This window comes from Alcanivorax xiamenensis (genome assembly GCF_009846745.1).
Classification (GTDB): domain Bacteria; phylum Pseudomonadota; class Gammaproteobacteria; order Pseudomonadales; family Alcanivoracaceae; genus Alloalcanivorax; species Alloalcanivorax xiamenensis.
On sequence record NZ_AQPF01000002.1, the window covers coordinates 154,572 to 181,421 of the forward strand.

22 protein-coding genes are annotated in these 26,850 nt (G+C 62.8%); 12 read left to right on the forward strand and 10 right to left on the reverse strand.

Annotation, left to right across the window (positions count from 1 at the left end):
* Nucleotides 1-4: 4 nt before the first annotated feature.
* From A6D6_RS02270 to A6D6_RS02290, 5 genes are all read right to left on the reverse strand, one after another.
* A complete protein-coding gene (locus A6D6_RS02270) occupies nt 5-3,787 on the reverse strand; it encodes a YhdP family protein (RefSeq protein WP_159659798.1) in 3,783 nt (1,260 codons plus the stop codon).
* A 27-nt stretch (nt 3,788-3,814) separates the two neighbouring features.
* Nucleotides 3,815-4,435, reverse strand: coding sequence for a Maf family protein (locus A6D6_RS02275; protein WP_159659799.1), 621 nt, complete (start codon nt 4,433-4,435; stop codon nt 3,815-3,817).
* Between the two features lie 78 nt (nt 4,436-4,513).
* Entirely contained in the window at nt 4,514-5,005 is a 492-nt protein-coding gene (mreD, locus tag A6D6_RS02280) for a rod shape-determining protein MreD (protein ID WP_133492423.1), read from the reverse strand.
* Entirely contained in the window at nt 5,002-5,880 is an 879-nt protein-coding gene (gene mreC / locus A6D6_RS02285) for a rod shape-determining protein MreC (protein ID WP_133492422.1), read from the reverse strand. Before mreC ends, mreD begins: the two co-directional genes overlap by 4 nt.
* A 45-nt stretch (nt 5,881-5,925) precedes the next feature.
* Nucleotides 5,926-6,969, reverse strand: coding sequence for a rod shape-determining protein (locus tag A6D6_RS02290; RefSeq protein ID WP_014995922.1), 1,044 nt, complete (start codon nt 6,967-6,969; stop codon nt 5,926-5,928).
* A 356-nt stretch (nt 6,970-7,325) separates the two neighbouring features.
* Here A6D6_RS02290 and gatC point away from each other — a divergent pair, with 356 nt between their 5' ends.
* The 6 genes from gatC (at nt 7,326) to A6D6_RS02320 (ending at nt 13,539) form a co-directional block, all read left to right on the forward strand.
* The gene (gene gatC / locus A6D6_RS02295) at nt 7,326-7,613 is read left to right on the forward strand and encodes an Asp-tRNA(Asn)/Glu-tRNA(Gln) amidotransferase subunit GatC (RefSeq protein WP_133492421.1); all 288 of its coding nucleotides are present in this window, start codon (nt 7,326-7,328) and stop codon (nt 7,611-7,613) included.
* A 6-nt stretch (nt 7,614-7,619) separates the two neighbouring features.
* Nucleotides 7,620-9,074, forward strand: coding sequence for an Asp-tRNA(Asn)/Glu-tRNA(Gln) amidotransferase subunit GatA (gene gatA / locus A6D6_RS02300; RefSeq protein ID WP_133492420.1), 1,455 nt, complete (start codon nt 7,620-7,622; stop codon nt 9,072-9,074).
* On the forward strand, nt 9,071-10,528 hold the full coding sequence (gene gatB, locus A6D6_RS02305) for an Asp-tRNA(Asn)/Glu-tRNA(Gln) amidotransferase subunit GatB (protein WP_159659800.1): 1,458 nt from the start codon (nt 9,071-9,073) through the stop codon (nt 10,526-10,528). The genes gatA and gatB overlap by 4 nt, the downstream gene beginning before the upstream one ends.
* 246 nt (nt 10,529-10,774) lie before the next feature.
* On the forward strand, nt 10,775-12,310 hold the full coding sequence (locus A6D6_RS02310; RefSeq protein WP_159659801.1) for a S41 family peptidase: 1,536 nt from the start codon (nt 10,775-10,777) through the stop codon (nt 12,308-12,310).
* A 4-nt stretch (nt 12,311-12,314) separates the two neighbouring features.
* Nucleotides 12,315-12,701 carry a hypothetical protein gene (locus A6D6_RS02315; RefSeq protein ID WP_133492417.1) on the forward strand — a complete coding sequence of 129 codons (387 nt, stop codon included), beginning with the start codon at nt 12,315-12,317 and terminating at the stop codon, nt 12,699-12,701.
* 22 nt (nt 12,702-12,723) lie between these two features.
* The gene (locus A6D6_RS02320; protein ID WP_159659802.1) at nt 12,724-13,539 is read left to right on the forward strand and encodes a crotonase/enoyl-CoA hydratase family protein; all 816 of its coding nucleotides are present in this window, start codon (nt 12,724-12,726) and stop codon (nt 13,537-13,539) included.
* Nucleotides 13,540-13,559: 20 nt separating this feature from the next.
* Here the strand turns inward: A6D6_RS02320 and A6D6_RS02325 are convergent, their stop codons facing one another.
* The 4 genes from A6D6_RS02325 to A6D6_RS21785 all read right to left on the reverse strand — a co-directional run bounded on the left by A6D6_RS02325 (nt 13,560) and on the right by A6D6_RS21785 (nt 19,397).
* The gene (locus A6D6_RS02325; RefSeq protein WP_159659803.1) at nt 13,560-14,987 is read right to left on the reverse strand and encodes an esterase/lipase family protein; all 1,428 of its coding nucleotides are present in this window, start codon (nt 14,985-14,987) and stop codon (nt 13,560-13,562) included.
* A gap of 375 nt (nt 14,988-15,362) precedes the next feature.
* Complete coding sequence (locus A6D6_RS02330; RefSeq protein ID WP_159659804.1) at nt 15,363-16,412, reverse strand: T6SS immunity protein Tli4 family protein; 1,050 nt, start codon at nt 16,410-16,412, stop codon at nt 15,363-15,365.
* Between the two features lie 44 nt (nt 16,413-16,456).
* Entirely contained in the window at nt 16,457-18,319 is a 1,863-nt protein-coding gene (locus A6D6_RS02335; protein ID WP_369412806.1) for a type VI secretion system Vgr family protein, read from the reverse strand.
* Entirely contained in the window at nt 18,210-19,397 is a 1,188-nt protein-coding gene (locus tag A6D6_RS21785) for a type VI secretion system Vgr family protein (RefSeq protein ID WP_159659806.1), read from the reverse strand. The genes A6D6_RS02335 and A6D6_RS21785 overlap by 110 nt, the downstream gene beginning before the upstream one ends.
* Before the next feature lie 159 nt (nt 19,398-19,556).
* Between A6D6_RS21785 and A6D6_RS02345 the strand changes: the two genes are divergently transcribed.
* From A6D6_RS02345 to A6D6_RS02370, 6 genes are all read left to right on the forward strand, one after another.
* On the forward strand, nt 19,557-20,756 hold the full coding sequence (locus A6D6_RS02345; RefSeq protein ID WP_159659807.1) for an FAD-dependent oxidoreductase: 1,200 nt from the start codon (nt 19,557-19,559) through the stop codon (nt 20,754-20,756).
* A 105-nt stretch (nt 20,757-20,861) separates the two neighbouring features.
* Nucleotides 20,862-21,542: a hypothetical protein gene (locus tag A6D6_RS02350; RefSeq protein ID WP_159659808.1), complete on the forward strand. Its 681-nt coding sequence runs from the start codon at nt 20,862-20,864 to the stop codon at nt 21,540-21,542.
* The gene (locus tag A6D6_RS02355) at nt 21,520-22,965 is read left to right on the forward strand and encodes a hypothetical protein (protein WP_159659809.1); all 1,446 of its coding nucleotides are present in this window, start codon (nt 21,520-21,522) and stop codon (nt 22,963-22,965) included. Before A6D6_RS02350 ends, A6D6_RS02355 begins: the two co-directional genes overlap by 23 nt.
* A complete protein-coding gene (locus A6D6_RS02360; RefSeq protein WP_159659810.1) occupies nt 22,962-23,492 on the forward strand; it encodes a hypothetical protein in 531 nt (176 codons plus the stop codon). The genes A6D6_RS02355 and A6D6_RS02360 overlap by 4 nt, the downstream gene beginning before the upstream one ends.
* Before the next feature lie 44 nt (nt 23,493-23,536).
* On the forward strand, nt 23,537-24,331 hold the full coding sequence (locus A6D6_RS02365) for a hypothetical protein (protein WP_159659811.1): 795 nt from the start codon (nt 23,537-23,539) through the stop codon (nt 24,329-24,331).
* Between the two features lie 109 nt (nt 24,332-24,440).
* Nucleotides 24,441-25,463: a hypothetical protein gene (locus A6D6_RS02370; protein WP_159659812.1), complete on the forward strand. Its 1,023-nt coding sequence runs from the start codon at nt 24,441-24,443 to the stop codon at nt 25,461-25,463.
* Nucleotides 25,464-25,498: 35 nt separating this feature from the next.
* On the opposite strand, the gene A6D6_RS02375 is transcribed toward A6D6_RS02370, so the two are convergent.
* On the reverse strand, nt 25,499-26,818 hold the full coding sequence (locus A6D6_RS02375; protein ID WP_159659813.1) for a DUF3999 domain-containing protein: 1,320 nt from the start codon (nt 26,816-26,818) through the stop codon (nt 25,499-25,501).
* Nucleotides 26,819-26,850: the final 32 nt, after the last annotated feature.

Genomic DNA, 26,850 nt, shown 5'->3' on the forward strand with positions numbered 1-26,850 from the left:
CACCTCACTCCGCTTCCGTCACCCGGGGTTCCTTCCACGGCCCCGAGACCTGGTATTCCATGGTGGTGGTCTTGTCCAGCTTATCACCCCATAGCCGCTCCACCACGAAAACCCCGGCACAAACCGCCGGACCGGCCAGGCAACCGGCATACAGATTGCTGGAAATAGGCAAGGTCATGGCGACCCGGTTGTTCAACGTCTGCTCAGCCAGGTTCACCTGACCGGATACCTGAAACGCGGCTGATGGAGAATCGATATGCAAATTCTGGGTTGTAACCCGGGCCCCCTGGAACTGGAAGTCGCCCGTCAGGGCGTCGCAGCTGAGGCCCTTTTTATAGAGGTCGGAGAAATCCAGCCGCAGACGGCGCTGCAGCGTACCGATATTCAGAATACCCAGCACACGCAAAATAGAGGTGCGCGAATCGGTGTCCGGGATCCGGCATTCACCGATATCGAGGTTCACCTGGCCTTGCAGCCCCAGCAGCGGCGGAGCCAACGGCCAGCCGTTCCAGGACAGGTTCAGCGAAGCGCGGGCGTCCTTACTCTCCACCAGTGGCGGCAGCCCCCAGGCGGACAACGCCTTACCCAGGTCCTCTGAAGCCAACGCACCCTGGAAGCGCGTGTGCTGAGTACGGTCATCGCCGGTCCAGGTCAGGGCACCGTCCAGGCTGATACGGCGCCAACCGCCGCGCAAACCGCTGATGTGCACGCCGCCGTCCACCGGGCGCAGGTTGCCGCTCCATTCGCCCAGTTGCTGATCCCCCAGCCGCAAATCGCTGATCGTGGCGTCCAGCGGTGGCAGCACGGAAGGAACAATCGGGGCCTTGTCCGTGCCACCCTCACTTCCACCGGCGGCGCCCTCGGGAAGGTACAGACGGGACACCGTCAGCAGCAGCGGTCTCTGCCCGCGCGCCTGAAAGCCGCCGGGAACCTGCAGCGATGCCGCCACCTGATCCCCCAGTAACCCCAGTTCCCAGCCGGAACCCGCCGGCATGGCGGAAAAACGTACCCGCTGGAAGCGCTGCCCCGCCAACGTCAACTCGCCCACATTGAACACCGCCCGGTTGACCAGAGCATTCTGATCACCGCCGGAGCCATTACCCGAGAGGCCACCGATGAACGCCATCCAGGCATTGGCGTCCGCCCTGTCCACATGCCCGAGAAACGTCAGCCCCCTGGATGGCATGTTGGGCAGATCCCCCTCGCCCAGCCGGATCACGCCGGCCACCGGATCACCGATGCGGACCCGCCCTCGACCAACACCGGCGTATTCCAGGCGCAGGTCCTGCCGGTCCGGATCCAGACTCAGCCATAGCCGGCGGCGGCTATCCGCCGATTTACCCAACGGCGCCGGTGCGTTCACGGCCACCCCCTGCAACGACGACGACGCCTCCAGGTGGAAACTCCGCCCGCGCCAGGGCATGCTCATGGTGATATCCACCGGCACGGTTCCGGATACCGGAGAGAGCCAGTCGAATCCGAGCCATTGTCGTAACCGCGACGCCGGTACCCCGCCACTCAATACCAGACGGCTGTCGGCATCACGGGTGGTCCAGGCGCCAGTGAAGCGCCCCCCCAACCCTTCTCCCTTGAGGTCCGGCAGATTCAAGCCATTGCGGCTGTGAAAATGCACCGGCGAGGCCACCCCGGTCAGGGTCAGCCGGCGCGCCTCATTGGCCACGGTGACGCCACTCGCACTGCCATCCGCGACCACCGTTACCTGCCGCCCTTTGCCTTTTCCGAGCGGCACATCCAGCAGCAGATGCCCTTGCATCCGGCCCTCACGGAAACGCCAATCCAGTAGTTCCTTCGGCAGGGTTCCGGCCAGCGGCGTGTCATGAAAAATGCGATCCACATCCGCGGCCGGCCCGCTGACCTTGCCCTGCACCACCAGTTGACCGCCCTGCTCGGGAATATCCACCGCGACCTGGCTGATCTGGCTGTCGAGCAGAGTACCGCTGCCGGCGGTGGCCACGAGGCGCCGCCCGTCCACCAGCACTTCCGCGTCCGCGGCGGTGGCCACCGGCCAGTCAGGCAGGAATGACAGAGCCACATCGTGAGCCTGATAGCGCATTTGGAAGGTGCGGTCCTGTTGGCGTTCGCGATCGATTTTCACCGGCCCCTGATAAAGGAACTGCCCATGATCCAGATGGCCGCCCTGGAACGCCTGGCCCAGCCAGTCACCAAGACCGTCGGGCAGGCGCCTGAGCGGTATATAATGACTGGCGCGCGCACCGTCCCCATCGAATAGATCCGCCAGCAGACGCAACTCCGGGATTTGCTCCGCCCCGCCCCGCACCCGGGCCATGGCCACGCCCCGGGCATCCGGATTGCGGGCACGTATCGCGCCGCTATCCAGCGTCCAGGACTGACCGTCCAGCGACCAGCGCACCGCGCCGGTAAAAGCCGCTTCCAGGGCATGGTCGTAGAATTCCGGCAGCATCAGGGCAAGCGTCTCTCCCCGCAAGTCCGCCAGCCCACCCTCCGGCGTGGCCGCCAGCCAACCGTTGAGGCCCGAGACACCCGGCAGCTTGCCCTCCGGCTGAACCGCCAGATCACTGAAACGGGCCTGGAGCGAACGCCAGTCCGCCCCCTCGCCGGTCAGATACAGGCTCCGTAACTGGCCGTGGGGTTGAAATACCTCGAGCTTCTGCTGAATCGGCGAGATCGATGCCGGCCACGCGAATGGCCATTGCGCCAGTTGCCGGGCCAACGCCTGTAAACGCAGCCGCTCGCCCCGGGCCGCCCACAACAGCGCCTGGCCCTCTCCGGGCTCGTGCCAGGACGCCGCCAGAGGCCCCGGGGCCAGATCGCCGGCCGGCGTTTGCCCCCGCACATTGGACAGCACCACCTCCCCGCCCTTTTCCGGGTCATAACGGAAGCGCGCGTCCAGATTCAGGTCACTGATCGCCCAGGGCGTTTCCCCATCTGTGAGCACCACCCGTGGCGCCGTCAGGCGGGCGCTACCGCTGGCGGGGCGGCCGTCCCTGACATCCAGCCACAGTTGTGTCCTGCCCTTCAGGTTCTCCAGGTCCAGCGGCCATTCACGGGTATCCGGCAGCCACTCTTCCAGTCGCTCTCCATCCAGTGACACATAGGCACCGGCATTCACCTGCTCCCAGCGCAACGGGTTGCCGTCCAGACGCAGCCGTCCGTCCACGGAAAACGGCCGGTCGCGGGCTTCCAGCTTCACCGCCAGACGATGCTGGTCGCCGTGATTCACCAGCGCCAACCGCAAGGACGACGCCAGCGGCGGCAAATCCGGCCATTCCAGGGAGAAGCGGGCGTCGTCAATGACGATACGGTATTGGTGATAGAGCAAGGACAGCCAGCGATCCCATTGCGGCTCGCCACCCTCAAACGCCTCCAGGCCGCGCAGGTGAATCCGCCCCTGCTCGTCGCGAACCAGATGCAGATCCACGCCTTCGACACGCAGTTCGTTGAGGCGGGGTTCACGGGTCAGTAGCGAAGCCAGGACCCGAACGCTGACTTCCACCCGACCCAGGGTCAGCGGGGAGTCACCCTCCACCGTGGGCAGACTCAGCCCGGACAGGCGGATGCGCGGCGACAGCCCCTCCATCTCGCCTTCGAGCCGGTCAATCTCGATGTCGGTGCCGAAGCGCTCCGCCACCAGCGTTTCCAGTTGTGCCCGGTATTCCGGCAGTACCGCCATGAACTGCCGCATGGCGACCACGTACACCGCCAGCAATACCAATGGGATGGCCACCAGCCACCATAACCGGTCGCGCCAGAAGGCATGTCCGTGCCTGTCGTTTTTTCTGCTCACCTTGGCCTCGTCACCCACCTGCGCACCCTATTCAGCGGGCACGAAGATACCGTAGGGAACCCCTGCCCATTCCAGCAGAGGAAGGGTCTGCTCCAGGGGCAGCCCCACCACCCCACTGTAACTGCCGGCCAGGGACGCCACCAGAGCGGCGCCCAGGCCTTGTATGCCATAAGCGCCGGCCTTGTCCCGGCCTTCTCCACAAGCCACATAGGCACGCCGCTGGGCCGCGGTGAGTGCCCGGAACCTTACCCGGGTCGTCGACATGGCTGTGCGTGTCTCCTGCTGATACAAGACGCAGACCCCGCTGAGCACCCGGTGTTCCCGAGCGCACAGGGCATCGATCATGGCCAGGGCATCCTCATCGTCCACCGGCTTGCCAAGAATGCGCCCCTCCAACACCACCGCGGTATCCGCTCCCAGGACGGCGCCGGGAGAGGGCCGCTGACCCTCACCGGCGGCGGCCTTGGCGCGGGCCAGGCGGATCACGTATTGCTCGGGGGATTCCCCAGACAAAGGCGTTTCATCCACGCCAGGAGCCGGCAGGCGGGTGAAGCCCGCGCCCACCTGGGTCAAAAGTTCGGCCCGCCGGGGTGAACCGGAAGCGAGAAACAGCGGCGTCCCCCGCTGAGGTAAAACAACGTCCGTCATGTCGTTCCGCCATCGGTCTGATCGGTCAGAGTGCCGTTTTCATGAGGTCCCGGACAGGGTCCGGAACCTCAACCGCTTTCAGCGCACCAGAAAACGCAATTGCACCCAACGCAGCGCCGCCACAACCGGGCGCCATAGCACCGCGCTGGCCAGCGTGCCGTAAAGGATCGTATAGGGAGGATAGTAAGTGCGCCCCACGGATTCCTGCACCAGATAGGCTAGCAGATTCGAGGAACCGACCAACAGGAACACCACCGCGGTTTGCTGCAATGCCGGAAAAACACGCATGCGTTTGTAGGCGGCCAGCATGAAGTAAGCCCCCAGGCTATAGGCCAGTGCCCATTGTCCCAGCGTGGTCCCCACCAGCACGTCATGATACAAACCGACCACGAAGCCCCACAGCACACCAACCCGATGCGGCAACGCCAGCACCCAGTACATCAGCACCAGCAGCAGCCAGTCCGGACGCAACCAGTTGAGGTCCTCGGGCAGCGGCACCACTTCCAGCAGACCGGCAAGGAACAACGTCACCAGAATCACGCCGGTGCCAGCCGGTTTTTCCTTGCTCATTGGCCGTCCTCCTCCGTCACATCCGGCGACGCTTGCCCTGTTTCGCCCTCATCGACGGCGGCGGACTCCACCGATTCGGATTCCACCAGCAGCACGTGACTGGCACGATCGATCTGCGCCTTGGGTCGGGCCACGATATCGGCGAAGGCGGCGCCGGACCGGTGATCCACACTGACCACCTCGGCCACCGGGTAGCCACGGGGATAGAGCTGGCCCAGGCCGGTACTCACCAACAGGTCTCCCTGCTGCACGTCGGCGGTATCCGGCACGTACAGCAGGCGCAGGGTGTTACCCTGGCCGGTACCAGCCAGAATCGCGCGCACCCCGTTGCGGTTGACCTGCACACTCATGGCGTGGCTGGCGTCGGTGATCAGCAGCACCCGGGAAGCCAGCGGCCCCACTTCCACCACCTGGCCGATCAGGCCCTGGGCCTCCAGCACGCCCTGACCTCGGCGCACGCCCTCGCGAGCCCCCTTGTTGATCACGATCTCCTGGCGGTTGGGGTCCGGATCCAGACCGATGATCTCCGCCACCAGCACCGATCCTTCCAGGCTCGCCGAGGAGTTCAGCAGCTCACGCAAGCGGGTGTTTTCCGCCTCCAGCACCGCCAGCTTCTGCACCCGCTGTTCCAGGATCAGCACCTGGCGGTTGAGACGTTCCTGATCTTCCAGCAACTCACCGCGGCTCTGGGTCTGGCGCGAAACAAAACGGGCGGTGTCCACTGGCAAGTGGGCCAGATACTGAGCCGGCGCGGTGAGGTAGCCGAACACATAACGGATCGGCTGCGCCCAGGGGGTGCGCTGGTCGAGCACCATCAGCACCACGGCGAGGACCAGCGCGATGAGAAGACGGTAAGTGGGATTGGAGGATGACATGGCCGTCGGTTACCAGGACACTGGCGCCTTGGCGGCGCCGGTCGATTAACCCATGGCCAGCATATCAAGCCCGTGGGTATCCATCATTTCCAGGGCCTTGCCGCCGCCACGCGCCACGCAGGTCAGCGGATCGTCGGCGATGATCACCGGAAGGCCGGTTTCCTCGCTCAGCAGCCGGTCAATGTCACGCAGCAGCGCACCGCCGCCGGTGATCACCAGGCCCCGTTCAGCGATATCGGAAGCCAGTTCAGGAGGCGACGCCTCCAGGGCATTGCGCACCACATTGACGATGGCGGCCAGCGGTTCCTTGAGCGCTTCCAGGATTTCCTCGGAGTTGAGGGTGAACTGTCGCGGCACCCCTTCCGCCAGATTGCGCCCGCGAACGTCAATTTCCAGCACTTCGCCACCGGGGTAGGCGGTGCCGATTTCGTGCTTGATGCGTTCCGCGGTGGATTCGCCGATCAGGGACCCGTATTCCTTGCGCACGTAGGCGACGATGGCTTCGTCGAAGCGGTCACCGCCAATACGCACGGACTCGGAATAAACCACACCATTCAGGGAGATAAGAGCGATTTCGGTGGTGCCCCCGCCGATATCCACCACCATGGAACCACGCGCTTCTTCCACCGGCAGGCCGGCACCGATGGCGGCGGCCATCGGCTCTTCGATCAGGAACACGTCGCGGGCCCCGGCGCCATAGGCGGAATCCTGGATTGCCCGGCGTTCCACTTGCGTGGATTTGCAAGGCACACACACCAGTACCCGGGGCGCCGGCGGGAAAAAGCCGGTGTCATGTACCTTCTTGATAAAGTACTGGAGCATTTTCTCGGTGACGTCGAAATCGGCGATCACCCCGTCCTTCATCGGACGAATAGCGGTAATGTTGCCGGGAGTACGACCCAACATCCGTTTTGCGTCGGCGCCAACCGCGGCCACGCTCTTTTGGGCACCGTGATGGCGGATCGCCACCACCGAGGGCTCATCGAGGACAATACCCCGACCACGCACATAGATCAGCGTGTTGGCGGTCCCCAAATCAATGGAAAGATCGGTGGAAAACATCCCCCGAATACGTTTGATAACGGACATCCTGGCCAGTTTCCTGAAGTCTCGTCGAGAGGAAGGCGCCGTCCTGATCCCGTTTTCACAGGCGACGGCAAGATGGCGCAACTCTAGCAACGGCGGGCCCATCCGGCAAGGCCGGCGGAGCAGCGGCAACGCTCCCGGAGCCTCTCTTTTTCCCGTACCGGGAAGCGATCCTTCATAATCCCCCGGGGAAGCGCCCGGATTTGCCCATCTCCGATGCCGGTTCAGTGGCTCCCGGAGGCCGGTCTGTGGTACTTTTTGCGCCTTCCTGAAGCCGATTTCCGATCCCGTGCCGACGCCACGGCGTACTGACGTCACGGGGCGTGCCGATTCTTGCGGAGAGAACTACGGAGAGAACCATGGCTATTGATTCCAAGGTGGTCGCTCAAGTCGCCCACCTGGCGTGTCTGCAAGTGGACGACAACGAGACCGCGGCGTTGAGCGAACGGCTCAACGATATTCTCGCCATGGTGGACCAGTTGCAGCAGGCCGATGTGGACGGCGTAGCGCCCCTGGCCCATCCCCTGGATGTGAGTCAGCCGCTACGCGACGACCAAGTTACCGAACCGGACGTGCGTGAACGGGTCATGCCCATCGCCCCGGCCACCGAAGCGGGCTGTTTCCTGGTCCCCCGAGTCATTGAATAAGACGCCATGCATACCAAGACCCTGACCGAACTCAGAGCCGGCCTGGCCGCCCGGGAATTCTCCTCCCGCGAGCTGACCGAGCACTTTCTGCGCCGCATCCGGCAATTCGACGGCGAGATCAACAGCCTGATCACCGTTACCGAGGAGCAGGCCCTGGCCCAGGCCGATGCCGCCGACGCCACCCTCGCCCGGGGCGAGGGCGGCCTGCTTACCGGCCTGCCCGTGGCCCACAAGGACATCTTCTGTACCGAAGGCGTCCGCACCAGTTGCGGTTCACGCATGCTGGACAACTTCATCGCCCCCTACACCGCCACCGTGGTGGAAAAGATGGCGGCGCAAGGCGCGGTGATGCTGGGCAAGACCAATATGGACGAGTTCGCCATGGGCTCCTCCAACGAAACCAGCTTTTATGGCCCGGTGAAGAACCCCTGGGACCAGGAGCGGGTGCCCGGCGGTTCCTCCGGCGGCGCCGCCGCCACTCTGGCCGCGCGCCTGGCTCCGGCCGCCACCGGCACCGACACCGGCGGTTCCATCCGCCAGCCGGCGGCACTGAACGGCGTCACCGGCCTGAAACCCACTTATGGCCGGGTATCGCGCTGGGGCATGATCGCTTTCGCCTCCAGCCTCGATCAGGCCGGCCCCATGGGGCTGAGCGCCGCCGACTGCGCGCTGATGCTGGCCGCCATGGCCGGCCACGACGACAAGGATTCCACCAGCCTGGACGAGCCGGTGGGCGACTATCTCAGCGACCTGAACCAGAATCTGGAGGGTCTCAGGATCGGCGTTCCGGAAGAATTTTTCCCGGACACCCTGGATGGCGCCATCGCCGACAGCAGCCGCGACGCGCTGCGTGAGCTGGAAAAGCAAGGCGCTAAGCTGGTGCCGCTATCGCTGCCGAGTATCAACCTGTCGGTGCCGGCCTACTACGTGATCGCGCCGGCGGAGGCCAGTTCCAACCTGTCCCGCTTTGATGGCGTGCGCTACGGCCACCGCTGCGATGATCCGGTGGATCTGCTGGATCTGTACAAACGTTCCCGTTCCGAAGGCTTTGGTGAGGAGGTCAAACGCCGCATTCTGGTCGGCACTTACGCCCTGTCCGCCGGCTACTACGACGCCTATTACCGCCGCGCCCAGCAGGTCCGCCGCCTGATCCGTGACGATTTCGCCCGTGCCTTCGCCGAGGTGGACGTGATCATGGGGCCGACCAGCCCGGAAACCGCGTTCAAGATCGGCGCCAAGGTGGATGACCCGATCAACATGTACATGGCCGACGTCTTCACCATCGCCGTCAACCTGGCGGGACTGCCGGCGCTGTCCATGCCCAGCGGTTTCGTTAACGGCTTGCCGGTGGGCACTCAGGTTATCGGTAACTACTTCCAGGAGGGCCGCATCCTCAACGTGGCCCATCGTTATCAACTGGCCACCGACTGGCATCAACGGATTCCGGGAGCGTTCGCATGAGTTGGGAAACCGTTATCGGCCTGGAAGTGCACGTGCAACTGGCCACCGCCTCCAAACTGTTCTCCGCCAGCAGCACCCGCACCGGCGACGAACCGAACAGCAACGCCAGTCTGATTGATCTGGCCATGCCCGGCACTCTGCCGGTGGTTAACCGTGAAGCCATCCGTCACGCAATCCGTTTCGGTCTGGCTATCGATGCGGAAATCGGCCGCCGTTCCGTGTTCGAGCGGAAGAATTATTTTTACCCGGATTTGCCCAAGGGCTATCAGACCACCCAACTGGCCGAGCCCATCGTCGGCGCTGGCGTGGTCGAGCTGCAACTGGAGGACGGTACTCGCAAGAGCGTGCGCATCCACCACGCTCACCTGGAGGAAGACGCCGGCAAATCCCTGCATGAAGCGTTCTCCGACGACATGGGACGGGCCATGACCGGCATCGACCTGAACCGGGCCGGCACGCCGCTGATCGAAATCGTCTCCGAACCGGACATGAGCAACGCGGAAGAGGCCGTGGCCTTCGCCCGCAAGCTGCATGCCATCGTCACCTCCCTGGGCATCAGCGACGGTGATATGTCCCAGGGCAACATGCGCTTTGATGTGAACATCTCCGTGCGTCGCCCGGGTGAGCCGTTGGGCACGCGCACCGAAACCAAGAACCTGAACTCGTTCCGGTTCATGGAAAAAGCCATCAAGCTGGAAGTGGAACGGCAGATCGATGTGCTTGAGGACGGCGGCGAAGTGGTACAGGAAACCCGCCTGTACAACGGCGACACCAACACCGCCCGCGCCATGCGCAGCAAGGAAGACGCCAACGATTACCGCTACTTCCCCTGCCCCGACTTGCTGCCGGTACTGGTCAGCGAAGAGGAAATCAACGAACTGCGCGATGCGCTGCCGGAGCTGCCGGACGCCCGCAAGGCGCGCTTCGTTGAGGCCTATGCTCTGTCCGAGTACGACGCCGACCTGCTCTCCGCCGACCTCGCCACCGCCGCCTACTTCGAAGCGGCGGCCAAACAGGGCAGCGACGCCAAGCTGGCGGCCAACTGGGTCATGGGCGAACTGACCGCGCGCCTCAACGCCGACGATATCGGTATCGCGCGAAGCCCGGTGAGCGCCGAACATCTCGGCGAGTTGATCCTGCGCATCAAGGACGGCACCATCAGTTCCAAGATCGCCAAACAGGTCTTCGACGCCTGCTGGGCCGGCGAGGGCAGCCCGGATCAAATCATCGAGAGCAAAGGTCTCAAGCAGATGAGCGACACTGGCGAGCTGGAAAAGATCGTCGACGACATCATCGCCAACCACCCGGCTCAGGTAGAGGACTATCGCGGCTCCGATGACGCCAAACGGAAGAAAAAGATTGGTTTCTTTGTCGGCCAGGCGATGAAGGCCACCCAGGGCAAGGCCAATCCGCAGCAACTGAACCAACTGCTGCAACAAAAGCTGAACGGCTAGGGAACCGCTGAAAAACGTCATGCCGGACTCGATCCGGCATCTCCCTCCACGAAGCCATGCACCCTGTAGAGGGAAGTCCCGGGGTAGAGAGTTCCATGGTCTTAAGCCATGGAACTCTCTACCCCGGGATGACGGAGTGTTTTTCAGAGGTTCCTTAATCAAACCGTCACGGGAACCGGCTTACGCTGCGGCCTGGGAAGGACCGCCCCGGCGCCCGAACAACAACGCGATAACAAGGAAATTACCATGGATGGTTTTCGCCACACCCTGCTCCTGTCCGCCCTCGCCCTTCTCTGCGCATGCGGTGGGGGCGGGGGTGGCGGCTCAAGTACTCCCGCGCCCACCTGGCAAGCCGGGCAGTTCGCCGACGCCAGGCAATTCGCCAATCAGTGCCTGAGACCACGCACTGGCAGCCAGTACCCCGATGTGGCGGGCTCGGTGCTGGATGAAAACAACTGGCTACGCTCCTGGAGCCACGAAACCTACCTCTGGTACGACGAGATCCAGGATCGCAATCCCGCCAACCATGATGAGTCGCTCGCTTACTTCGACCTGCTGAAAACCGAAGCCATCACCGCCAGCGGTGCGCCGAAGGACCAATTCCATTTCGCCATGCCCAGCGGCGAATGGAACGCGCAATCCCAATCCGGCGTGGCCGTGGGTTACGGCCTGCAATGGGTGATCATCGAGTCTCTCCCGCCCCGGGACGTGCGGGTGGCCTATCATGACCAGCAAGACCGCTCCGATTTGCCACCACGTGGCACCCGGCTTTTGTCCGTCGACGGCGTCAGCATGGTGTCGAGCAACGACATCGATACGCTGAACGCCGGGCTTTACCCTGGCGAGAACGGCGAGCAACACAGGTTGGAGTTCGAATATCCGGGTGGCACGCGGCAGACCCTCACTCTCAGCGCGGGAACCGTCACCTCCGAACCGGTGCAGCGGGTACGGGTCCTGACCAGCACTGGCGGCACACAGGTGGGCTACATGCTGTTCAACGACCATATCGCCACCGCGGAGGGGGCCCTGCGGGACGCCGTGGCGCAGCTCAGCCAAGGCAATGGTATCGACGACCTGGTTTTGGATCTGCGCTACAACGGCGGTGGTTACCTGGCGCTGGCCAGTCAACTGGCTTACATGATCGCCGGCCCTGAACGGACCGCCGGTCAGAGCTTCGAGATCGCCCGGTTTAACGATCAGCACCCGACGACCAACCCGGTCACCGGTCAGCCCCTGGCTCCGACGCCATTCTACAACACCACGCTGGGCTTCTCGGTTCCGGCCAACGAACCGTTGCCCAATCTGAACCTTTCTCGGGTGTTTGTGCTTACCGGCGCCACCACCTGCTCCGCCAGTGAGTCCATCATCAACGGGTTACGCGGCATCGGTGTGGAAGTGATCCAGATTGGCAACCGCACCTGTGGCAAGCCCTACGGCTTCTATCCCACGGACAATTGCGGCACCACCTATTTCACAATCCAGTTCCAGGGCGTCAATGCCCAGGGGTTCGGCGATTACCCGGACGGCTTCGTTCCCGGCACCGACGACGGCCAGGCCGGCGTGCGGGGCTGTCAGGTGGCGGACGATTACGATCATGATCTGGGCGACGTCGATGAAGCACGCTTGTCCTCGGCTCTGCACTACATCGACAATGGATACTGCCCACCGTCGACAAGCCGCCATACCTTACACCGCCGATCGTTGGCCGCGCCGCCCGCCGTTGATGGCCGCGTCCACAAAGCCCCATGGCGGGAAAACCGCATAATGACCCCGACCCGGTGACACCATGAGCCCGGCAAAAACAGCAGCAACGCTCGGCCTTCTGGTACTGCTCGGCGCCTGCCAGTCGCAACCGGCGGACGGCGATACCCCGGCGCTGCTGTCCGGCACGGAAGCGGGCCGGCTGGAACTGCGGGAAAAAATCCGTACCGCCCTGTCCGCCAACGGCCCCGTTCTGCTGGCCGATGACGCGCTCACGCGGGACAGTCTGCTGGTGATCGAGCGCGCCCAACACCGGGACCTGAGACGTCCACCACTCAATGGCCGGGACCCGCGACGGCCGGAGACTTTCCGGCTGTTGCTCAATAACCAACGCTGCTGGTTGGAACGGCTTGGCGATGGCAAACGATGGGAGATGATGGAAGCCTCCTGCATCCCTGCCCCCGGCCACTGACCCGCGACAGGAGAGCACTATCATGACTGACACTTTTCGGGATCGTCTGACCCTTGATATCGCCGATCACATCGCCACCGTCACCCTGACACGGGCGGAAAAATACAACGGCCTGGATCTGGAGATGCTTCAGGCCCTGGTCGATTGCGCGAAAAAACTGAGGAAGAACCGCCAGGTGCGGGTGGTCATTCTGAAGGGGGATGGCAAAGCGTTCTGCGCCGGCCTGGATTTTGGCCGCGTCACCAAGACCCCGATGAAGATGCTGCTTGCCTTCACCCGCTTCGGCATCAAGAAAACCAATCTGTTCCAGCAAGCCTGCTGGGCCTGGCGGCAATTACCCATGCCGGTCATCGCGGTAACGCATGGCTACTGCTACGGCGGCGGCCTGCAACTGGCGCTGGCCGCGGACTTCCGTATCGCCACGCCGGATTGCGAATTCTCGGTAATGGAAATCAAATGGGGACTGATCCCGGACATGACCGGCACCGTTACCCTGCGCGAATTGCTACCTCTGGACGTGGCCAAGGAACTGACCATGACCGGCCGCCGCTTCGACGCCCGTGAAGCGGAACGTTTGCACCTGGTCACCCGGGTGTCCGAGACGCCCGAGCAGGCCGCCCGGGAACTGGCCGGCGCGCTGCTGGAACGGTCGCCAGATGCGATCAGTGCCGCCAAGGCGCTGTTCCATGACACCTGGAATGCCCCGGAGGAACAGGCATTTCTGCGCGAATCCCGGCTGCAATTCAAACTGCTGCGCAGCCGTAATCAGCGAGAGGCAATGAACGCCAACTTCAACAAGGAAGCTCCGCGGTTCGGACCACGGCAGCGGGATTATTGAGTCGATTCGGAGGTCGGTGATCACACGGTGACGGAAACCACCGCGCGGGCGACCGCGTCGATGACGAAGTGACGGACATCATCGCTACCGTAACTGCCCTGGTGGTCGTGTCCTGCCGTCACGCAAAGGACCTTTGGGTTGGCCCTGGACACACCGGCGGCCCCCTCATCAGCGGGCACGGTACCATCACCCGGGTCGGCGGCGGGCATAATTTCGCACCGGACCTGTTCATTGAGCCCGTCATCCACACTGCGAGTTGGCCGGCCGCCCCACTGATACGTCACCGACCACCCGGCGGGATCACCCGCGATCGGTTGCGCCGGGCGTTTTTGCCAAGCCTGGGCGAGATTGCCCGGGCCACCCCGCATGGCCTCCATGGCGGTCGCCGTCCAGGTTATCGTGCCCCAGATTTTTTGCCCGCCGTCACGCCCATAGTGGGCATAGGTTTGGGGATGGAAGCCGGTATTTCCCAGTGTGGCGTGGTAGCCCTGCGCCTTGGCCAGCGCTTTGACATGATTGGCCAGTGAATCCGACACTTGGGCGGGATTCAGCCAATCCGGATTGATGGCCCGCCACCATTCCCTGCCTGCCCGATAGATATCGTTATAGGGGTTTCCCGACTCCGGCAGGCTTTTCAGGGTGCCCCCGGCGGCGGCTTTGATGAACAGCCAGGGACGCCCGCCGTTGTATAGTTGGTTGGGAGCCAGCTCCAACGGGCCGGGGGCATGCCCCAGAACCGGGGTGGTTTCCTGTGCCGTCGCCCCCAGGACCTGGGCCGTCATATATCCCATGGCCTTACCCTTGAAGCCTTCACCTTCACCAAACCCGCCGCCGACGAGTCGCTTGTAGAACAAGGCCGCGCCATCGGTGGGCATGACACCGTGAATAACGGCAAGAATCTTGTCTCTGGCGCCGGAGGCCTCCGATGCCGCGCGGGCCACCAGCCCTCCCATGGAATGGGTCACCACGATCACTTTTTCACAAGTGTGGTGTTCCTGATACCGCCGGATGATGGCTTCAATTCCCTGTGCGACCTCCTCACCAGAATCCAGGTTGGAATTAAGCCAGTTGTAGCCCAGGGCATGGACGGGGAAATAAATATCGAGCAGTTTCCTGACCTGGTCTTCCTGCAGGGCACTGACGTTACCCGCGGTGCCCGGAGGAACGGCACCACATAGTTGCAGCAGTTCATTTAACACCGCATTGGGGCTGCCGGCTTCCATGGCCCCACCATTCAACTGTTCCTCGAGCCAGTCCACGAATGGTCCGTACGAGTACCAGCTAATCTGTCCCCAGCCGCGCGCACGCGCTTTCGCCAGCGGCAATTCAGAGAGCTCCGTTCGTCCTGAAGGCGTCGAATGGACGGATCCCATCGCACCCGGGTGATGATTCTGCCCTTCGGCGATCAGCCCTCCATCATCAACTTCCACATTTTCACGGTTCAGCAAAAGCTGTCGTTCCGCGGCCCCCCTCCCCAGCCAGTCCAGGGGCCCTTCGCTCAGGCTGATCTTGACCGCCTTATCCACGTCCCAAACGCGATCCCCCGCCCGGGCCAGTTGCCGTCTGACCGGCTTCCCCCTGACCACGGCATTCAACTGGATATCCCGCTTGGCGCGCAGGTTGGATCCCATGACACCGGGTAAAAAGACAATGGGTACGGCCACGGCCGGAGGCGCCACCACCTCATCGGCGGTGTCATCCGATGCGGAGGACATGGAATGGGACGATGACGTTACGCCATCCTCATCCAGAGAAGTATGAACCCGACGCGTTTTTACCATACTCAACATTCCCTGTTTTCAGTACAAATCAGCATGCAGCCGTCAATGCCCGCGAAATTCCACGGACGCCAGCACGGCATCCCACAGTGCGAACATCCGTTCTTCCGATGACGCCGTCTGTTCCTCGTCCCTGGTGTTCATCTCCACCATCGCGCTCTGACCTGATAGCGACTCATCCATCCAAAGAAAAGTGTAGAGCACGCCCCCATTATTCAGCTCTTTCTTCCAAGCCGCTTCCCCTCCTTTCACCCCGGCCAGCTCACGGCTGCCTTTCCTCAGCACCTCGAAATGCTTCGGGTAATCCGGCTCTTTTCCAATACCCGGGTAGGCTTCAGCCTGACGCCGGTACTTCTCTTGCTCCAGCTCCAGACTGCCGGTCGCGGTAGCAAGGCGTTCGTCCAGGCCTTCCGTGTCCTGAACGTCATGAGGACTACCCAGTTTCGCGTAGCTCACATACAGGTCCCAACCCGGCTGTCCAGGAAGGGACACCGTCACGTCCGCCGCCACATCAATACCATCATCGGCGAGAGAAGCACCATCGATGCAGAACCCGTTCGAGGTGGATTCCCCGGGTTGTCGCAAGGAAAATTTCGCGAACACCCGGGAGAAACTTTCCAGGTCCTGCTCCACCTTTCCGAAGTGAGAGCCTGAATCGAGAAAATACCCCCTCCCCGCTCCTTCATCGCTCCCCACCCAGAGGTAGCGCTCCATCTCCACCACTTCCGTTTGGAACGCATCCTCCCTGTACAGCAGGATAGTGCCTTTGTCTCCGAACGAACGGAACGTTACCAGACGGTTGGGTTCGACGTTATGAGGCAACGCGGCAAACTTCTCTTTTCTACTTTCCACGTAGGTGTCGAAGGCCGTTCGGTCGAGCCCTTTCAAAAGCGCCAATCCGGCACCATCCACCGTTGCGCTCCAGGCTCGGCGCCCTTTGTCCGGCAATCCGATACGCATATACCCGACACACTCGGCGGTCAGGGGGATCTGGTTCATAAGCGCGTAATCCTTTGTGTCGTTCCCGGGTGAATCACAACCGATCGATATCAAAGCCAGGGCAGCCAATGCCAGCGAAAAAAGGGTTCTAGTCACGGCTCCTCCGCGCATTCCGCCTCCCTTGCCGCCCCCTCCGGACATCAGCCTTTGTCCGGGCCAAGAAGACGCATGCTGTATTTTTCAAGCGCATTCGCACTCTGCACCTCGGCCCAGCCATCCGCATCGGTCACGCCCTGTATTCTGGCGCCGTCGGCGCGCACTATTTCGTAGCGGTAGTTCTTCGCCGGAGCACCACTGGGCATGCTGACACGCACTTTCTTGTTAAATTGGTTACTTGGCCAGCTGTTCATTTCCCGGCTTAATTGGGTGCCCCCCAGGAACGACTTCTTGCCGGCTTCCACCTTGATTTCGCCGGGGCAACTGACGATCAGGTCGCCGCCTTCCAGGGTCAGCCGGGCACCGGCGCTGGTGGCCAGGTGCAGGGACTGCCCGGCGGCCAGTTCCAGCGGGCCGTTGGCGCTGGTGATGTTGAGGTCATCACGGCTTTGCACGCGCAGGCGTTCATGCTGGGCTTCGAAGCGGACCTCCCCTTCGGCGCTGACCAGGGTCAGGGCGTCACCATCGGTGTTCTCGGCGGCGGCCAGCAGCCCCAGGGACTGGCCGCTGTGCAGGCGCAAATCACCGCCCACCGCCAGATTGCTGTCCTGGCCGCTGGCCAGGGCGAGGGTTTCGGCGCTACTCCAGGTCAGGCTCTGGCCCGCCAGCAACCCGATGCCGGCGGGGGCCGTCAATCCCAGCAAGGCGTGGCTGCTGTGAGGCACCCGGTCATTACCGCCATCGGTATTGTGCTGGGACGCTTCTCCCAGAGCCGCGCCGCAATCGGCGCCGGTCACCCGGGTTGAAGTGCTTGTGTAGAAGGCGTTCAGAGGCGCTTCCTGATCGATCAGCCAGGAGGCGCCGGATCGGTCGGAGCCTTCGGCGGCGGCCAGCACCGGCGTGCCGTGACGGGCACAGGCCTGGGACAGGGTTTGTCCGAGTTGCCGCAGATGATCGAGCAGAGCGGCGGCTTCTTCCATATCACCGGCGGGCGCGTCGGGATCATCCCGCCCCCAGGCACTGAGCCACAATCCCTGCTCGGCCCGGACCGCCCCCCATTCATCGGTCCTCAATTCCACCCCTTCACCCCGGAAGCTGCCGCGATAGTTCCCAGCCTGGTGGATCAGGTGGCCGAGATTGAGCTGACTGTCGCCATGGCTGCTGGCCAGTTGCAACCGCAGCTGGTCGTCACTGTCGTCGAACACCAGCCGGTTGTAGCCGTCTCCGCCCCACTCCTTGGACTGCACACCCCACAAGGCGGCGGCGTTACCGTGGCCGGCGGTATCGGGACTGGCGCCATGCCAGGGCGGCGCGGCACCGCCGCCGCGATTGGCACGGGCGCTGGCGGCCTGATCGTGGGCGTGGGCGAAAACCTCCGTGCTGCTCTCTCCCGCCCCGGTTCCGCCAGGTGTCGGCGCGATACCGCCTTCGCCCTGGCCGTTATAAAGCGCGCCGAGAATCACCGGCCGATCGATGTCACCGCCAATGAAACCCACCATCACTTCCTGGCCAATGCGCGGCACGAACTGTACGCCGGCGCCGGGGCCTGCCTGCCATTGGCCCACCCGGAGCCAACAGCTACCGCGATCATCCACGCTATCACCACGCTGCCAATGGAAACGCACTTTGACCCGCCCGAGGCCGTCACTGAACACCTCTTCGCCGCCGCTCACCCGGGGCTCACCTTCCGGTCCCACTACCAGGGCGGTCTGATACCCCCGCGCCACCGGGCGGCCACGCCAGCGGCCCTGCTCATCGGTGGCCTGGGGCCGCCAGGGACGTCGCTGATCCTGGGCCTCAAAAAGGTTCGCGTAACCCAGGTGCGCGGCCCGTTCCGCCAGACGCTCGCTGGCCTCTTCGGCCTGGGCGTCGGGCCAGGGAGGTGCGTCTCCCAGGGTGTGCGCCACCTGCTCCTGGGCCGTGGCCGGCAGATTGTTGATGCCCAGGTGCCGGACCCGGGTCAGCAGCAAGGCCTCCGGCACCGCCAGCCCTTGCGGCGGCTGCCGCGCGGCAGGTGCGCACGGCGCCTTCGCCTTGCCAGTAATCACGCACGCTTTCGGCGTGGGCCGCACGTAATTCGGCGTAATGGCGGGCTTCGTCCGTGTCTTTCCAGGCGTACTGCCCCACGCTGTCGTATTGTTCCACCGGCCGGTCGCGCTCACCACCGGCGGCGAGCGTCACTTGTACCGGGGTGGCCTGACGGGTTTTGTAGTCCTCGCTGAGCAGTGTCAGTCGCTGAGCCCCGGCGCGGCGGCGGCGACCCAGACGGTGCAAGCCATCGCCTTCCTCGCTGGCATCACCGCGATGGACCAGCACGCCGCCCTGGGCCTCGGAGGTGGCATCTTCCGGTAACAGGCGGCTGTCGGCGAACAGTTCCAGGTGATGGCCGGCGGCCGCATCCTGGGCTTCGACCAGACGGAACCCCAGACCTTCCTCAGCGAGCAGACGCCGAACAAAGTCGCCGTCCATTTCCCGGTACTGAGTGCAGTAGCTGCGCGGCCTGACGGTCCGCAGGAAAGGCGCCACGTCATCCCGTTGCCGCCAACTGGCCCGCTCACCGTAACGCTCGAATACGGCGCCGATGATATCGACCACGCTCCTGCCCTGGAATACTTGACTATGACGGCCGTGGCTGAGCTGCCAGCTCCAGGGCCTCAGGGTGAAGCGGTAGCGGGCCAGACCGCCATCGGCACCGAGCAGGGCCACTTCTTCCACCAGGCCAGTGCGGGGCGTTTCACTGCCATCGCCGAGACGGGTGAACAGGGTTGCCTTACGGCCCAACCACTCGCCCAGCGGGCACTGGGCATTACCGGTGAGGACATCCACCCACCACACCGGATGCGCGGACAGGGCTTCATCACCGCACCAGCGTTCCACCAGCAAGGGGGTAGCGTCGTCGTCGAGGACAAAGCGATAAAGACGGCGATGGTCTTTCAGCGACAGCGTGGACGCCAACAGGTCCCGCAGCTCGTCAAAGGGGGGCATGGTCTGACTCCATTCAGTCTCAGAGCCTGTCCTGGGGCTCTTACATCCTTGATGACGGCCAAAATCATGGCACAGGCACGGTTTCAATGCCAGACAGGCCCCTGCATGGGGCCGCCGGGTGCGTATAATGTCAGGCTGGTTACCGGGGGAACGTTATCCGTGAAATCGCAATCCATCGCCATTATCGGCGCCGGCACCGCCGGACTGGCCAGCGCCCGGGTATTGGCCGCCCAGGGGCATCAGGTCACCTTGCTGGAGCAGGCGCCGGCACTGGCGCCGGTGGGAGCCGGCATTTTACTGCAGCCCACCGGCCTGTCGGTTCTTCGGCAACTGGGTTGTTATCAGGCCCTTGCCGAACTGGGGGCCCCGATGGATGGGCTCCATGGGGTGACCCGATCCGGACGGGTGCTGATGGATACCCGCTATCACTTGCTGGGTTCGGGAATGCAAGGCCTCGGTGTACACCGGGCCAGCCTGTGCCACGTTCTGAGCGACAGTCTGAACGCCTACGCCCATCAACGCTGGCTGGGCAGCCGGGTGGACGCCCTGCGCCACGATCCTCAGGGCGTCACGGTGGTCGTGGGCGCCGGCGTCCACCAGGGCGAGCACCGCTTCGACGCGGCGTTGATCGCCAATGGCAGCAACAGCCATTTGCGCCCCGCCGACTGGGTGCGCTATGACCGCCAATACCCGTGGGGCGCACTGTGGGCGATTATGCCAATGGAGGCCGGCTTCGACGGCGCCTGGCTGCGCCAGTGCTACGAGGGCGCCCACCGCATGGCCGGGGTTTTGCCTACCGGCCGCACTCCTGACGCCCCCGGCACCCCGCTGCTGAGCTTTTTCTGGAGCCTGCCGGTGGCCGATATGCCCCACTGGCGCGATGGCGCCCATCCGTTCGAGCAGTGGAAACAAGAGACCGCCGCGTTCTGGCCGGACCTGACGCCACTGCTGGCCCATTTGTCTTCTTCCAGGGACCTGCTCCAGGCCACCTATCGTGATGTGATTCTGAGCCATTGGGGCGAGGGCCGGCTGGGCATCATTGGTGACGCCGCCCATGCCATGAGCCCGCAACTGGGTCAGGGCGGCACCATGGCGCTGCTGGATGCCCAGGCTCTGGGCCAGGCGATGGCGGAGGCGGATCAATGGCCCCAGGTGTGGGCCGGTTTCCAGCGGCGCCGGGCCGGCTCAATCCGCTTCTACCAGAACATGAGTCGCTGGCTGACGCCGTTCTTCCAATCCCATGGGAAGTGGATTCCGGCGTTACGTGACGTTGCCTTTCCGTTGATGTGTCGCATGCCCTGGCTGCCGCGACAGATGGCGCTGACCGTGGCCGGCGCGAAACGGGGGCTGTTGCGTTGATAGCCTATCCCCGGGGTGGTTTTTTGCGGGCTAAACAAGGGCTGCCTATACTTTAACCATGCATGGCAGGATCACCATGCCAATAAAACTGCAAAGGATGTACTCATGAGTATCAACGGAGACCTGCTCCGGCCCGTGTGCTTTTATCTGGGGTCGATACTGGCAATGAGCGGCTGCGCGGATCGTGCCCCCCGGCTGGATCTGGCTGAACTGGACAGCGGCACCGCCATCGCCCAGGCCCTCGATAAAACCAGCATCCCCTACACGCAGATCCCCTCCGACAAGATCAGAAATTTTGAGGTTCTTCTGTTCGGCGAGAAATATCAGGCCCGGGATGTTCTGCAAACCGCCTTCACCATTGACTGGGAAGCGGAAACGGCCCTCCCCAATGTCTACTTCCACGATATTCCACTGCGGGCGCCGTCCTTTCTGACCGATGAAGACAACACCTTGTATATCGTTACCTCCCGCATCGGCAACGCCGATGGTGTAAAAGGGGAAGTGGCGATGGGCGCCTTCGACGACGATCAGATCATGGCCCTCAAGGCCAGATTCGAGGACGACTACGGCCCCGCCACCGCAAGCAAAGAGGATTTCCGCGGCAAGGTTTATTTCTGGCGTGTACCGGATGGCGCCGTGCGACTGGCCATTGAGAACGAGTGTCTGTGCGCCCCCGCGGCCCGATGGTCGGACGATGAGCGCCCCGAAGGCGGGCGGGGTGGCACCCTCGCACGGTACTACGACCCCGCATTGCCGAGTTTCCATGATGACGACCACGAATACTGAAACCGCGACCCGTCTCTGTCTGCTGGCGGCATTAATCACGGCACCGGGCATCGTCCTGGCGGAAAAAAGCTATTGGCAAGTGCGAGGCCCCGACGACACCAAGTTCGTCCTCGAAACCGCCATGCTATCCCCCCTCTCCCTGGCGGGACTCGGCAAGTCCAGCTTCTTCGTCCATGACGACGAAGACGGAAGTCTGGTTGCCTATGACGCCAAAGAACCGGACAAGCCACTCGCCCTGCTGCCCGAGCCGGACGACAAGCGCATGAAGCGTTTGAAAACGAAACTGACGGCGAAGCTGCTGGACGGCCAACTAAAGCTGCTGATGTCCGATGGCCGTGAGAACATTTTCTTCGTAAAACCCCAACCGTTGGCTGACGAAGCGGCGTTCCAAAGTGCCTTGAACGAGCGCCACCAGCATATCGAGACGATGAAACGGGAGGTGGCGAAAAAACACGCCGACATAGACATTCCCACTCAGGATGACGACAACGAGACCGTTGTTTTCCCCGACGCCTTTAGTCTGGACTTGCCACCGGGGAATAGCGGCTTTTATATCCACCAGGAGAGCCCGACGCGCTGGTTCTTGTTCAGTCTGGCCGACCCGGGGGCCGACCAACCCTTGTTCAATCAGGTGAATCCGGACTTGACGTTGACGATCAAGGGCGCGCCTCCGGAGGAGGTCGCGGAAGAAAACCGCTGGCCCGGAACCCATCGCCTCCATGAACAGGACGGCCTGTTTGTCGACGCCTTCATCGAGTACGACGAAGCCGGGGATGAGGCCTATCTCGCCGGCTATGACCTGTACCGAACCGTGCCATTAAACCAGGGGCGGACCCTGCTGATCACCACCCGCACCCTGAAAAGCTCCGATGAAACCAAACGATTCGCTGTTCTCGCCAACAGCGCCCGCCCCACCAACCCCGGCGATACCGCCAACGTTGATGATTACATGAACAACACCCTCGGACTGTTCTCGCCGGCGCAATCGGTCTCCCTGTTCGAGGGCGCGAAAATGAATCTGCCTCTGAATTACACGGCCGAACGCTGGTCCGGAGGTGGCTATTTCGTGCTTTCCCTCGGGCCAAACATGATTTTCGAAAGCGGCGATGGGGAAAGCGACTACATTGGAGTGGAAGGCGCCCTGAAACCAGGGGAATCGGAGTTCGAACGTCCATCCGGCGGCATTTATATGCGCGATGACGACGGCTTCGTATTCGATGCCGACAAAGTGGCCGGAGATCAAAGCATCCTGGTCGCCGACGACAGCGGGCTGGTGTTTGAGTCCAAACAAAACTGGCATCTGGCACGCTACGTCCGGCTAGGCCAAACCCACGTGGTCTACTATATGAACTACAGAGAGAAGCGCACCGAAGCACTGGAAGACTTCTATAGCTCCCGCCATGCTATCCGTTTTGAGCCATGACCCCTGGTCACCCGGCCTCCAAAGCGTGCCCTGAGTTTTCCTGGTATTACGCGGGCTTCTGGCGGCTGGTTTTTTTTGTCGCATTGGGCGGTTGCGGCGGCTTTATTCTGAGCACCATCATTGTTATCGGCTTGGCGCTCTATACCGACACATCCCTCAACGGCTTGGATCTGTTCCTGGCCTGGCCGCTCCCCGTTGTCACGGCATTGCTCTGGCTAGCGCACCGCCTCTTTGACGACGGCAAGCGGCTACTTTGCAAGAACGGCCGCCTGACGCTGTCATCCGACCGCAATGGGTTGCTCTACGACATTCCCGTTGCGCGGATAGAGCGAATCACCGTTCAGGACAATACCCTCAGCTACAGAGCGCTGCCCATCCGGCCCAACAAGCTGATCGTGACCACCCGTGACCGCGAGCATGTGATGAATATGTGGGGCGACTTCGTCTGGAACTTCGCCAAACTGAGCAGGCACGCTCAAAGTCTGAATACCTTTTTACTGGAATCTTCTCGGAAGCGTCGGCGCTGATCTCCGCGACAGCGCCTCAATGCAATCGAACAAGGACCGAAGACATGGTCATTCGCCCCAAGAAAGTCACAAGGACGACTTACCACCTCGGGCCTCTCTGGTGCTTGAGCCTGACGTGGCTGATGCTCGCCATCTTCCAGCCTCCGGAAGCCATGGCGGACACACCGCGCCCTCTGGAACCCGGAGAAGGCATTGAGGACACCTTGACCGCCGATGCCCCGAGAAACTTCAACGACGGCAGTTATTACCATCTCTATCGTGTCGACCTGGAAGCGGATCAGGTGGCCCGGTTCGATATCACCGGTGAGCCGAACAGTTATCTCTCTTTGTTCGCTCCCAACGGCAAACTGCTCAGGCATGAAAAGAACGACCAGAGCGAAACCGCCCAGCACAGCTACCATGGACAGCTGAGTTACAAAATTGAAGAAAGCGGTTCTTATCTCCTGGCGGTGGGTAGCAATTCAAGCCGCGCGCTGGGACGATACCACGTGAGCCTCAAGACCATCGAACTGGAGATCGTTGATCCGCTGGTGCCCGGCGCCGCCATCAAGGGCTGGCTGCAGGGGTTCAAAACAACTCATACGCTTCGTGTCGATACCATCGGCCAATACCGAATCCGATTCGGTTCCGACGATTTCAGCGCGTATCTTATGGTCGATCAGGGCAGCCACTACCAGTCGATCGACAGTGGTGACGATACCAACGAAAAATTGGACGTCTTTTTCAGAGCCCCCGGTGACTATGAGCTTATCATTCGCGACTCGGATGACAGGTGGAAAAATGGCTTGTACACCCTTGAAGTCGAAGCGCTTGCCTGCTGTCAGATCAAAACGCCCTGACCAACGCCGCACCGCGCGTTTCGGGATTTCGCGGGGGCTGATTCTGACCCTTGTCCTGGCTACCGCATCCACTCTTTCCGCCGCTCCGGAAGCGCCTTGGCGGCCACGGTTGTCCGTTGCGACGATCACCGCCACCCATCCTGATCTCGAGACGCCCTTTCGTTTCCCCTGGATCGCGGGCTCTTCCTGCGGACCGACCGCGCGCTGCAATATCTGGCAGGTCACATGGCGGATCAACACCTGGCTCCAGGCCACCGCTCTCAATCAGCTGCCGGTTCAGGACCGCATCTTGTTCGAAAAAGTCTGGCCCACCCCGGGCGACTCCCACGGTATCACCAGCCTGGATTACACCGTCCTCGCCAATACTTCCGCCTTTGTTTCACTCACTCTCCATGGCAACCATTCCGGCGGCTATCCCACCCCCTTTACCTGGGCCTACAGCTTCGACAGCGCCACTGGCCTGCCGTTGACCCTGGATGATCTGTTCAGCAACGAAGGACGGCAAGCACTGAATCAGGACGTGCGCCGACAATGGAAGCCCATGCTCATGGCCGCGCTGGCGAACGAGACAATGGACTTTCTCAATGATGACGAGAAGGCATCGCGACGCGACTATTACTCTCAGTGTCTGGAAGCAATACTCAACGATGAAAACGCCGCGGACACCATGGTCCTGGAACCAGGGCGGTTGATACTGACACGCGATTGCCCGTTTCCCAGGGTGGTCCGCGCCCTGAACGATTTGGGACAGCTGTCCGTGAGTTACTCCGGCGAAGCGCTGAAGCCCTGGCTGAACGACTACGGCCACTGTCTGTTTGAACATGAACCGGATTCGTTCTGTCCCCTCCCCCAACGAACCTCCCCTCATCCCGGCGCCTATCGGGGACGAGTTCATCAGGGGGAAATGATCAGCCTGATTATCGGCATGGGCCCCGATGCCGACCAGGCCGCCTACTCGATATCCGATAACCGCTCTCTACTGCCCCTTGAAGGGCAGCTGACAACTCCCCTGGAGTTGATCGGGCCGGACGGCCAGGGGCGCTTTCTGCTGGAACCGGATCACAACGGCACCCTCCGGGGCTCCTGGAAGAATCCGCGGGGGGGCACCCGTCCCGTGCACTTCAGCAATTGACCCGCGCCGCGCCTGAGGCATAAGTGATATCGCGGTTAACGGTTATCCAATTTGCGCAGCAAACCCACCGCCATGACGACCACCAGGACCGCACCGAGGATCAGGACGCCCCACAACACGATACGCCGTGCGGGTATCGGTTCCGGCAGTGGTTGCAAGACCGCCTTCCCGCCCAGTTCTCGCCGCTGCTCCATCTCCGCCCGCGCCGGTGCCGGCTCCACCCCCAGCGCGTCACAGTCCAACACCTGAGCGGGAGGCACCCGGCGGCTGCCGTAGGCGAGCAGGAAAGGCCCTTCACCCTGGGCCAGGAAGCCCAGTTGTAGCGGCGGGTACCCCAGGTGCAACGATACCGGCTCTCCCGCCAACGACTCACCTCCGGACAACACTTGCACCCGCCATAACGGGTCCGTGGTCGGTGTCATGTTCCGCGCTTCGATTTCACCGCTGCCGGCAGCGGAAGCAACGGAGCCCAGATAGCGCTCGCGCCAGGCGGCGGTGTCATCGGCACGGGAACTGAGGCGGACGCTGAGAACCCGGTTCGGCCCCGGCAAAGTCAGACGCCACTGTCGGGCAAACGCCGGACGGGCGCTACGGAACACGCTTTCAAGCGGTCCTTCCCCTGAGCCTGTCCGCTCCACTTCGCTCCATATCAACGGCACCGCATCCACTTCGGTATGTGTGGTCAACACTCGCGCCTGCCGCAACCAGTCCCTGGCGCGTTCATCCTCGGGAATCAGGCGCAAGAAACGATAACGCTGTTCCGGCAAGGCGACGGCGGCGGTTTCCAGCTTTTCGCCATCCAGCCGTAATAGCGTGGTGCGCGTCACCACTGTATGCCATTGATCCAGATCCTCGCTGGCGGCGATCCGTATTGGCAATTCTTCCCGCCCTTCCGGAGAGCGCCATTGCCAGTCCAGCCGGATGCCGCTCAACGGTTGCTCCACCTCGCGCGCATCCACTATGTACTCGAAAGCGCCGGAGGCGGGTATGTCCTGGTTCGGATCCGATCGTTGCCAGCGCATGCTGAGGCCGTCCGCGGTATCGATGGCCAACTGCCCGCCAAGCTGCTCATCGGGCCGACGCCCCGGAGGCAGGCCATGCAGCACCACCGGATGGGACACCGTATTCTCCTGATGCTGATCCCGAGGGTGGCAGAACGCATGTTGCACCACGTCACCGGCGCGGCTGAACAGTCTCAAGTCGCCAAAATCGGCGCGGGTACTGACACCATACACCGGCTCCGGCAACGGCAGTTGATAGGCACGCCCTTCGCGTACCGGCACGATGGGAATCCCTTCGGCGAAATCATCCGGCATCGGTGCCGCGCCGGACCCGAGACTGAATCCCAAGGCCATGATAAAACAGGCCGCTCTCCAAGCAGGACTCC

Excerpts from the sequence above, each read along its gene's own strand:
- A6D6_RS21785 (WP_159659806.1), bottom strand. The coding sequence starts at position 19,397 with ATGCCCCCCTTTGACGAGCTGCGGGACCTGTTGGCGTCCACGCTGTCG.
- gatB (WP_159659800.1), top strand. The coding sequence starts at position 9,071 with ATGAGTTGGGAAACCGTTATCGGCCTGGAAGTGCACGTGCAACTGGCC.
- gatC (WP_133492421.1), top strand. The coding sequence starts at position 7,326 with ATGGCTATTGATTCCAAGGTGGTCGCTCAAGTCGCCCACCTGGCGTGT.
- A6D6_RS02375 (WP_159659813.1), bottom strand. The coding sequence starts at position 26,818 with ATGGCCTTGGGATTCAGTCTCGGGTCCGGCGCGGCACCGATGCCGGAT.
- mreC (WP_133492422.1), bottom strand. The coding sequence starts at position 5,880 with ATGTCATCCTCCAATCCCACTTACCGTCTTCTCATCGCGCTGGTCCTC.
- A6D6_RS02290 (WP_014995922.1), bottom strand. The coding sequence starts at position 6,969 with ATGTCCGTTATCAAACGTATTCGGGGGATGTTTTCCACCGATCTTTCC.
- gatA (WP_133492420.1), top strand. The coding sequence starts at position 7,620 with ATGCATACCAAGACCCTGACCGAACTCAGAGCCGGCCTGGCCGCCCGG.
- A6D6_RS02315 (WP_133492417.1), top strand. The coding sequence starts at position 12,315 with ATGAGCCCGGCAAAAACAGCAGCAACGCTCGGCCTTCTGGTACTGCTC.
- mreD (WP_133492423.1), bottom strand. The coding sequence starts at position 5,005 with ATGAGCAAGGAAAAACCGGCTGGCACCGGCGTGATTCTGGTGACGTTG.
- A6D6_RS02360 (WP_159659810.1), top strand. The coding sequence starts at position 22,962 with ATGACCCCTGGTCACCCGGCCTCCAAAGCGTGCCCTGAGTTTTCCTGG.
- A6D6_RS02310 (WP_159659801.1), top strand. The coding sequence starts at position 10,775 with ATGGATGGTTTTCGCCACACCCTGCTCCTGTCCGCCCTCGCCCTTCTC.
- A6D6_RS02350 (WP_159659808.1), top strand. The coding sequence starts at position 20,862 with ATGAGTATCAACGGAGACCTGCTCCGGCCCGTGTGCTTTTATCTGGGG.
- A6D6_RS02320 (WP_159659802.1), top strand. The coding sequence starts at position 12,724 with ATGACTGACACTTTTCGGGATCGTCTGACCCTTGATATCGCCGATCAC.
- A6D6_RS02365 (WP_159659811.1), top strand. The coding sequence starts at position 23,537 with ATGGTCATTCGCCCCAAGAAAGTCACAAGGACGACTTACCACCTCGGG.
- A6D6_RS02355 (WP_159659809.1), top strand. The coding sequence starts at position 21,520 with ATGATGACGACCACGAATACTGAAACCGCGACCCGTCTCTGTCTGCTG.
- A6D6_RS02275 (WP_159659799.1), bottom strand. The coding sequence starts at position 4,435 with ATGACGGACGTTGTTTTACCTCAGCGGGGGACGCCGCTGTTTCTCGCT.